General features: G+C 68.7%; 7 protein-coding genes. 6 read left to right on the forward strand and 1 reads right to left on the reverse strand.

Annotation, left to right across the window (positions count from 1 at the left end):
* Window positions 1-44: 44 nt before the first annotated feature.
* Window positions 45-449, reverse strand: a complete 405-nt coding sequence (locus ACFSJG_RS05770; protein WP_378484240.1) for a DUF5319 domain-containing protein — start codon at window positions 447-449, stop codon at window positions 45-47.
* A 247-nt stretch (window positions 450-696) separates the two neighbouring features.
* Between ACFSJG_RS05770 and guaB the strand changes: the two genes are divergently transcribed.
* The 6 genes from guaB to ACFSJG_RS05800 form a co-directional block, all read left to right on the forward strand.
* Window positions 697-2,220, forward strand: a complete 1,524-nt coding sequence (guaB, locus tag ACFSJG_RS05775; RefSeq protein ID WP_378484241.1) for an IMP dehydrogenase — start codon at window positions 697-699, stop codon at window positions 2,218-2,220.
* A gap of 54 nt (window positions 2,221-2,274) precedes the next feature.
* Window positions 2,275-3,414, forward strand: a complete 1,140-nt coding sequence (locus ACFSJG_RS05780; protein WP_378484242.1) for a GuaB3 family IMP dehydrogenase-related protein — start codon at window positions 2,275-2,277, stop codon at window positions 3,412-3,414.
* 195 nt (window positions 3,415-3,609) lie between these two features.
* The gene (locus tag ACFSJG_RS05785; RefSeq protein WP_378484243.1) at window positions 3,610-5,385 is read left to right on the forward strand and encodes an FAD-dependent oxidoreductase; all 1,776 of its coding nucleotides are present in this window, start codon (window positions 3,610-3,612) and stop codon (window positions 5,383-5,385) included.
* 195 nt (window positions 5,386-5,580) lie between these two features.
* Window positions 5,581-7,185, forward strand: coding sequence for an AMP-binding protein (locus ACFSJG_RS05790; RefSeq protein ID WP_378484244.1), 1,605 nt, complete (start codon window positions 5,581-5,583; stop codon window positions 7,183-7,185).
* Between the two features lie 37 nt (window positions 7,186-7,222).
* On the forward strand, window positions 7,223-8,812 hold the full coding sequence (gene guaA / locus ACFSJG_RS05795) for a glutamine-hydrolyzing GMP synthase (protein WP_378484245.1): 1,590 nt from the start codon (window positions 7,223-7,225) through the stop codon (window positions 8,810-8,812).
* Between the two features lie 179 nt (window positions 8,813-8,991).
* Window positions 8,992-9,306 (forward strand): hypothetical protein (locus tag ACFSJG_RS05800; RefSeq protein WP_378484246.1); only part of this gene is annotated, 315 nt, incomplete at its 3' end.

A 9,306-nucleotide genomic window follows, 5' to 3' on the forward strand; every position in this document is an offset into this window, starting at 1 on the left:
GTGCTCGCCGGGCCGTTTCGTGTCGGTGCCGTGTGTGCGTTCCGTCAGGCGTCGAAGGTGTCGCCGTGCAGTGCCTCGTTCATCGAGGCGTCCGCGTATCCGCGGCAGTAGTCCCACGTCACGTAGGCCTCGGGGACCGGATCGTAGGCGGGCTCGTGCGGGCGGACCGTGCCGTCGACGAGGAGCTGGAGCAGGTTCGCCCGCAGCATGTCCCAGTCGTGGTAGTGGTCCTGCTGGCAGTCGTCGCAGCACACGACGAGGCCGCGGATTCCCCTGTGGGCCAACAGCGCCTCGTACACCGCGAGGTCCGCCAGGTCCTCCTCCACGGCGAGTCGCTCGTGGGGGTCCAGGGGTTGACCCGGCTCCAGCGCATCCAGGGCGGCGGACGGGTCGGAGGGGTCACCGGCGAACGGATCCGGCGGCAGGCCGGGAGGCAATTGATCACGCACAGCACCACGGTACGCAGCGCGAGGCACTCTGCGCCACCCGTCACAGCCAACCGGGTTCGCCTGCACTCGCGCGCAGCCGATACCATGGTGGCCGGTCCGAGGGAATACTTCGCTGTGGATCGGGCATTGATTCTGTCCGAGGAATCGCGACAATTCGGCCCAGGACGAATGGCTGCACGGGCTTCCACCTGCGCCGCCGGGGCCGATGCCAGGCAACCGACGTTCGATGGAAAGGTTCGACAGCCGCATGACTAATCCCGGAGGGCACGTGCGCACCGGCGGAGACCGCGCCGACAAGGTGGCGATGCTCGGACTGACCTTCGACGACGTGCTGCTGCTGCCTGCCGCGTCGGACGTCATCCCCAGCCAGGTGGACACCTCCAGCCAGCTCACCCGTGACATCCGGCTCCGTGTGCCCCTGGTCAGCTCCGCGATGGACACCGTCACCGAGGCGCGGATGGCGATCGCCATGGCCCGCGCGGGCGGCATGGGCGTGCTGCACCGCAACCTCTCGACCGATGCGCAGGCGTCGCAGGTCGAGACCGTCAAGCGGTCCGAGGCCGGCATGGTCACAGATCCGGTGACGTGCTCGCCGACGAACACCATCGCCGAGGTCGACGCGATGTGCGCGCGCTTCCGGATCTCCGGACTGCCCGTCACCGACGACGCGGGCCAGCTGGTCGGCATCATCACGAACCGGGACATGCGCTTCGAGGTCGACCTCGGCCGCCCGGTGTCCGAGGTGATGACCAAGGCGCCGCTGATCACCGCGCAGGAGGGTGTGACCGCGGACGCCGCGCTCGGGCTGCTCCGCCGCCACAAGATCGAGAAGCTCCCGATCGTCGACGGTCAGGGCAAGCTCACCGGCCTCATCACCGTCAAGGACTTCGTCAAGACCGAGCAGCACCCGGACGCCACCAAGGATCGCGACGGGCGTCTGCTCGTCGGCGCCGCGGTCGGTGTCGGGGACGACGCGTGGACCCGTGCGATGGCGCTGACCGACGCGGGCGTCGACGTCCTCATCGTCGACAGTGCGCACGGTCATTCCGTCGGTGTGCTCGAGATGATCGCCAAGATCAAGGCCGAGGTCGGCGACCGCGTGCAGATCATCGGTGGCAACGTCGCGACGCGGGGCGGCGCGCAGGCCCTCGTCGAGGCGGGCGTCGACGCCGTCAAGGTCGGTGTCGGCCCGGGCTCGATCTGCACCACGCGTGTCATCGCCGGTGTCGGCGCACCGCAGATCACCGCGATCCTCGAGGCGGTCGCGGCGTGCAAGCCGCACGGTGTCCCGGTCATCGCCGACGGTGGTCTGCAGTTCTCCGGCGACATCGCCAAGGCCCTCGCGGCCGGCGCGTCGACGGCGATGCTCGGCTCCCTTCTGGCGGGCACGGCGGAGTCGCCCGGCGAGATGGTGCTCGTCGGCGGCAAGCAGTTCAAGAGCTACCGCGGCATGGGGTCGCTGGGTGCGATGCAGAGCCGGGGCCAGGGCAAGTCCTACTCGAAGGATCGCTACTTCCAGGACGACGTGCTGTCCGAGGACAAGCTCGTTCCCGAGGGTATCGAGGGACGGGTCCCGTTCCGTGGCCCGCTCGGATCGGTGATCCATCAGCTCACCGGCGGACTGCGTGCCGCGATGGGTTACACGGGATCGTCGACCATCGAGCACCTGCAGGAAGCTCAGTTCGTGCAGATCACCGCTGCGGGCCTCAAGGAGAGTCACCCGCACGACATCACGATGACCGTCGAGGCACCGAACTACGCGGCCCGCTGACCGGACGCTCCCTCATTTCTCGCTTCACCTACACAATCGAAGAAAGGGGCGCGCGTGCGCGACCTCGTTGAGATCGGTATGGGCCGAACCGCCCGTCGCACCTACGAGCTGGACGACATCGACATCGTTCCGTCCCGCCGTACCCGTTCGTCGAAGGAGGTGTCGACGACCTGGCAGATCGACGCCTACCGGTTCGACATCCCGCTGTTGACGCATCCGACGGACGCGCTGGTGTCGCCGTCCTTCGCTATCGAGCTGGGTCGGCGCGGCGGTCTCGGCGTGATCAACGGCGAGGGTCTGTGGGGCAGGCACGCGGACGTCGAGGCGAAGCTCGCCGAGCTGGTGCACCTGGCGGAGACGGACGAGGATCCGGATGCGCCGATCGCGCGCCTGCAGGAGTTGCACGCCGCGCCGATCCAGCCGAATCTGCTGGCTGCCGCGGTCGCCCAGGTGCGGGACGCGGGCGTGACAACGGCGGTTCGGGTGAGCCCGCAGAACGCGCGTGCGCTCACCCCGGAGCTGATCAAGGCGGGCATCGACCTGCTGGTCATCCACGGGACGATCATCTCCGCGGAGCATGTGGCGAACAGCGGGAGCGAGCCGCTCAACCTCAAGACGTTCATCTCCGAGCTCGACGTGCCCGTCGTCGCAGGCGGCGTCAGCGACCACCGGACGGCGCTGCACCTGATGCGTACAGGTGCCGCGGGCGTCATCGTCGGCTACGGCTCCACCGAGGGCGCGACGACCACCGGTGAGGTGCTCGGCATCGGTGTCCCGATGGCGACGGCGATCGCGGACGCCGCTGCGGCTCGCCGTGACTACCTCGACGAGACCGGTGGCCGGTACGTCCACGTCATCGCCGACGGCGACATCGCGACATCGGGTGATCTGGCCAAGGCGATCGCCTGCGGTGCCGACGCGGCCGTGCTGGGCGCGCCGCTGGCGGCGTGCGCGGAGGCTCCCGGCGGCGGCTGGTACTGGCCGTCCGCGGCGGCGCATCCGTCGGTGCCCCGCGGGGCGCTGCTGCCCGTGGCCTTCGGTGAGCGTCCGAGCCTCGACCGGGTGCTCACGGGTCCCTCGGACGACCCGTTCGGTTCGCTGAACCTGGTCGGCGGACTGCGTCGGTCGATGGCGAAGTCCGGCTACTCGGATCTCAAGGAGTTCCAGAAGGTGGGCCTGACGGTCCGCGCCTGACGCTTTCCCGGTTCTTCCTGAACGGACCGTTCGGGTTCCTCGTGAACCCGAACGGTCCGTTCGCGCATGTGGGGACGGATTGAGCTGCGTTTCTGGTACTTCGCGTTACGGTTAGGGCACCCTTGTGGGCGCGGTCACAGTTCGGCCGTGCATACTGGCGAGTAACTACCAGGGTCGCAGCAGTGGAGGTGCCTGATGGGCAAGCGAACGACGGATTTCGACGTCCTCATCGTCGGTTCCGGATTCGGGGGCAGCGTCACGGCGCTGCGTCTCGTCGAGAAGGGCTACCGCGTCGGAGTGCTCGAGGCCGGGCGTCGCTACACCGATGCCGATTTCGCGAAGACCAGCTGGGATCTCAAGCGCTTCCTGTGGGCGCCCGCGCTCGGCTGCTACGGCATCCAGCGGGTGCACCTGCTCCGCGACGTGATGATCCTCGCCGGTGCGGGCGTCGGCGGCGGGTCGCTGAACTACGCCAACACCCTCTACAAACCGCCGTCCTCGTTCTTCCAGGACCCGCAGTGGCGTGACATCACCGACTGGGACGCCGAGCTCAGCCCGTTCTACGACCAGGCCCGCAAGATGCTCGGCGTCGTCCAGAACCCGCACATGACACCCGCCGACGAGGTGATCAAGTCCGTCGCGGACGACATGGGCGTCGGCGACACCTTCATCCAGACCCCCGTCGGCGTGTTCTTCGGTGACCCGGGCAAGACCGTCGCGGACCCGTACTTCGGTGGCGTCGGCCCGGAGCGGACCGGCTGCATCGAGTGCGGCGAGTGCATGACCGGATGCCGGCACGGCGCCAAGAACACCCTCGTCAAGAACTACCTCGGCCTCGCCGAGAAGGCAGGCGCGACGGTCGTGCCGATGACGACAGTCACCGGCCTGCGCGAGGCCGCCGACGGCACCTGGAACGTCACGACACGACGGACCGGCGCCAAGCTCCGCAGGGGGGAGCGCACCTACACCGCCGACAATGTGGTCCTGGCCGCCGGAACCTGGGGCACCCAGCACCTCTTGCACGCCATGAAGGACAGCGGCGCGCTGCACAAGCTCTCGCCCGCCCTCGGCGAACTCACCCGCACCAACTCCGAGGCTCTGCTCGGTGCCGCGAAGCTGGAGGTCGACCCGGGCATGGATCTGACGAGGGGTGTCGCGATCACCTCGTCGTTCCATCCCGCCACCGACACCCACATCGAGCCGGTCCGCTACGGCAAGGGCTCGAACTCGATGGGACTGCTCCAGACCCTGATGACGGACGGCGGCGGGAGTACTCCGCGAATCGTGAAGCTGCTCAAGACGATTGCCGCGAATCCCGGCCAGATGCTGCGGATGCTCAGCGTGAAGAACTGGAGCGAGCGGACGATCATCGCGCTCGTCATGCAGAACCTCGACAACTCGATCACCACGTACACCAAGCGTGGGTTGTTCGGGCGACGCAAGGTCACCAGCAAGCAGGGGCACGGCGAGCCGAACCCGACGTGGATCCCGATCGGCAACGAGGCGACCCGCCGGATCGCCGACAAGATCGACGGTGTCGCGGGCGGAACCTGGGGTGAGGTCTTCAACATCCCGCTCACCGCGCATTTCCTCGGCGGGTGCGCGATCGGAGCGGACGCGTCGCGGGGTGTCATCGACCCGTACCACCGGGTGTACGGCTACCCGACCCTGAGCGTCGTGGACGGCGCGTCGGTGTCCGCGAATCTGGGCGTGAACCCGTCGCTGACGATCAGTGCGCAGGCCGAGCGCGCGGCGTCGCTGTGGCCGAACAAGGGCGAGCAGGACCTGCGTCCGGCGCAGGGGGAGGGCTACCGACGGTTGAACCCGGTCGCGCCGCAGGCGCCGGTGGTTCCCGCCGGGGCACCGGCAGCCCTGGTGCTGCCGATCGTGGAGATCAGGTCGGGGCGATCCGACACGTCGTCGGGCACCGCTCCCGCGGACATCGCGTCGTCGGACACCGGCGTCGCCTGACCCGAGTTCCGGCAGAACCTGGCCCCTGACCCGTTGTGGTCGGGGGCCGGGTTCGTTTCGTCAGCCGAAAAGCAAGCAATCATGCTTGCTTGTTTTGGCGTGTGGCCCTACAGTCGCGTGAGTGAGTGACTGGCGTCACATGAGTGCGCCTGTGTAGTGACCGAAACAATCGACTGACGCGGAGGCTGCGACACCATGAAGCCTGATTTGTCCGGACTGTCCGAGCTCGAGATCAATCTCGCCACCCGGGTGTCGGTGGGTGACGCCTTGACCCGGTCCGCGCGGATGTTCGGCGAGCGCGCGGCGGTCGTCGACCGTGGTGACAGCGTCACGTACCGGGACCTCGACGCGGCCGCCGAGTCGGTCGGCCGCGCCCTGCTCGACGCAGGGCTGGAGCGGCAGCAACCGGTCGCGATGCTGATGGGCAACTCGTGGCAGTTCCTGTCCACCTACTTCGGCTGCGCGAAGGCCGGACTCGTCGCGATGCCCGTCAACCTCGTCCTCGCGCCGGAGGACATCGTCTGGATCCTGCGCGACTCCGGCACCACCACGATCGTGACCGACGCCGCCTTCGTGCCGCTGATCGAGAAGATCCTCCCGGCTCTCGATGCCGTGACGATCGTCGTCGTCTCCGGAGAGGGTGCACCCGCCGAGATCGCCGGGCGGCCGGTCCTGTCGTGGACGGAGATCGCCTCCCGCGCCGTGGACCGGCCGCTCGAAGTCCTCGTCGACGACCGCGACACCGCGCAGTGCCTCTACACCTCGGGCACGACCTCGCGACCCAAGGGCGTTCTGACCAGTCACACCTCGCTGATGGTCGGTGGACTGACCAACGCGCTGATGCAGGGCGCCGGGTGGGGCAGCGAGCCGACGGTGCTGCTCAACGTGCTGCCGCTCTTCCACACCACGGGCCTGAACACGCTGGTCATGCCGACGCTGTTCATCGGTGGCACCGTCGTGCTTCCGGGACCGTTCGACCCGGGCGCGGTCCTCGACGCCATCGAGGCGCAGCGGGTGACGACCGTGATGATGCTGCCGATCATGTACGCGGCCGCGCTCGCCGCACAAGGTCAGCGGGCCCGTGACCTGTCCTCGGTGCAACTGGCCATCTACGCGATGGCGCCGATGCCCGCCACCCTCCTCGCCCAGGTGGACGCGGCCTTCCCGAATGCGTCGGTGATCCTGGGATCGGGCCAGACCGAGGTGGTGCCCGCCACCGTGCTGCAGTGGCCCGAGCATCGCGCCACCAAGCCCGATTCGTGGGGCCCGGCGGTCCCGACCGTCGAGGTCGGGATCATGTCGGACGGTGAATTGGAGGCGACCGGCGAGGAAGGCGAGATCGTGTATCGCGGCCCCCACGTGTGCAGCGGCTACTGGAACAACGCCGACGCCAACACGGCCGCGTTCGCGCACGGGTGGTTCCACAGCGGTGACGTCGGGTATCTCGACGCCGAGCAGGTCGTGTGGTTCACCGATCGCCTCAAGGACATCATCAAGTCCGGGGGCGAGAACGTCTCGTCGGTGGAGGTCGAGCGAATCGTCGCGGCGGTGCCCGGCGTGGTCGAGTGCTCGGTGGTCGGGCTGCCCGACGAGCGGTGGGGCGAGGCGGTGACAGCGGTTGTCGTCGCATCGGATCGTTCGGTGTCGGACGCCGAACTGGAGGCAGCGGTCATCGCATACGCGAAGGCGAATCTGGCCGGGTTCAAGGTGCCCAAGCGGGTTCTCGTGGTCGACGAGTTGCCGAAGACCGCGACCGGCAAGGCTCGCAAACACGAACTGCGTGCGACGCTGCGGGCGTGAGGTCGGGGTGGGGTCGGCCACACATTAGACTGGGTGGGTGGCAGACACCCAGCATTCCGGCCCCAGCCAGCAGAATCCGGTTCTCGTCGTCGATTTCGGAGCGCAGTACGCGCAGCTGATCGCACGCCGGGTCCGTGAGGCCAGCGTCTACTCCGAGGTGGTGCCGCACACGGCGACCGTCGAGGAGATCGTGGCCCGCAAGCCGGCGGCGGTGATCCTGTCGGGAGGCCCGTCCAGTGTCTACGCGGACGGGGCGCCGCAGCTCGACCCGCGCCTGTTCGACCACGACATCCCGGTGTTCGGCATCTGCTACGGATTCCAGGCGATGGCGGGTGCGCTCGGCGGCACCGTCACCCACACCGGCACCCGCGAGTACGGGCGCACCCAGCTCAGCGTCGACGGCGGCGTGCTCCACGAGGGTCTGCCGACCACCCAGCCGGTGTGGATGAGCCACGGTGACGCCGTCACCGACGCACCGCAGGGCTTCGAGGTCACGGCGACCAGCGCGGGTGCACCGGTCGCGGCCTTCGAGGACCGCGCGCGGCGACTGGCGGGCGTCCAGTACCACCCGGAGGTGCTGCACTCGCCGCACGGCCAGCAGGTCCTGACCCGCTTCCTGCGGGAGATCGCAGGTATCGCGCCGACGTGGACGGCGGCGAACATCGCGGAGGCGCTGATCGAACAGGTCCAGGAGCAGATCGGTGCCACCGGCAAGGCGATCTGCGGGCTGTCCGGCGGCGTCGACTCCGCGGTCGCGGCGGCTCTGGTGCAGCGCGCCATCGGCGACCGGCTGACCTGTGTGTTCGTCGATCACGGACTGCTGCGTGCGGGTGAGCGCGAGCAGGTCCAGCAGGATTTCGTCGCCTCGACGGGTGCGAAGCTCATCACCGTCGACGCTGTCGACACGTTCCTGACGGAGCTCGACGGCGTCTCGGATCCGGAGGCGAAGCGCAAGATCATCGGCCGTGAGTTCATCCGGTCGTTCGAGGGCGCTGTGACGGAGGTGCTCGGCGAGTCCGTCGCGCACGGCGAGGCCGTCGAGTTCCTGGTCCAGGGCACCCTGTACCCGGACGTCGTCGAGTCGGGTGGCGGCGCAGGCACCGCGAACATCAAGAGTCACCACAACGTGGGTGGCCTGCCCGAGGATCTGCAGTTTGCGCTCGTCGAGCCGCTGCGTCTGCTCTTCAAGGACGAGGTCCGCGCCGTCGGGCGTGCACTCGGGCTGCCCGAGGAGATCGTCGCGCGGCAGCCGTTCCCCGGTCCGGGTCTGGCGATCCGCATCGTCGGCGAGGTGACGCGTGAGCGGCTTGACCTGCTGCGTCAGGCCGACGCCATCGCCCGCGAGGAGCTCACCGCCGCGGGCCTCGACGGTCAGATCTGGCAGTGCCCGGTGGTGCTGCTGGCAGACGTGCGCAGCGTCGGCGTCCAGGGTGACGGCCGCACGTACGGACATCCGATCGTGCTGCGCCCGGTCTCCAGCGAGGACGCGATGACCGCGGACTGGACGCGACTGCCGTACGAGGTGCTCGAGCGGATCTCCACCCGCATCACCAACGAGGTGCCCGACGTCAACCGCGTCGTGCTCGACGTGACGAGCAAGCCGCCGGGAACCATCGAGTGGGAGTGACCCACTCACGCTGACGAGGGCCGTCGACGCGTGGCGTCGACGGCCCTCGTGTGTTCTCGCGCCGTTTCCCCGAGGGAGGTCATTGCTGTCAGTCCGCTGTGGAAGTCTGCACATCCTGCCAGCCGATCACAAGGTTGGTGGGGTTCACTGAGTCGATGCGAGGCACGAGAGGAACAACGATGACGGGGGATGGATCCGGTGCTGCGTACCGGGTACTCGAACACGGCGCCTGGGGAGCGCGCCGTGACGAGGTGATGGACAGCGGTGCGCTGTCCGTGGTGCGTGACGCGAGTCGGGTACTGGTGACGAGGATGTGCCGGGCCGAGTTGGGAGCGTCCCTCGGGACCGCCGCAGCCGACTCGGTGGCCGCACAGGTTCTTCCGGTGGCACTCGCCGCGATGATCACCGACCGGAGGCGTTCGCCGCTCCGCGTCGTCTACCGCGAGACGGTGCTCGGCGTCGAGGCCGCGCGACCGTACCGCGCGGCCTCGACG

The organism is Rhodococcus gannanensis (assembly GCF_042681175.1).
In the GTDB taxonomy this organism is placed as follows: domain Bacteria; phylum Actinomycetota; class Actinomycetes; order Mycobacteriales; family Mycobacteriaceae; genus Rhodococcus_G; species Rhodococcus_G gannanensis.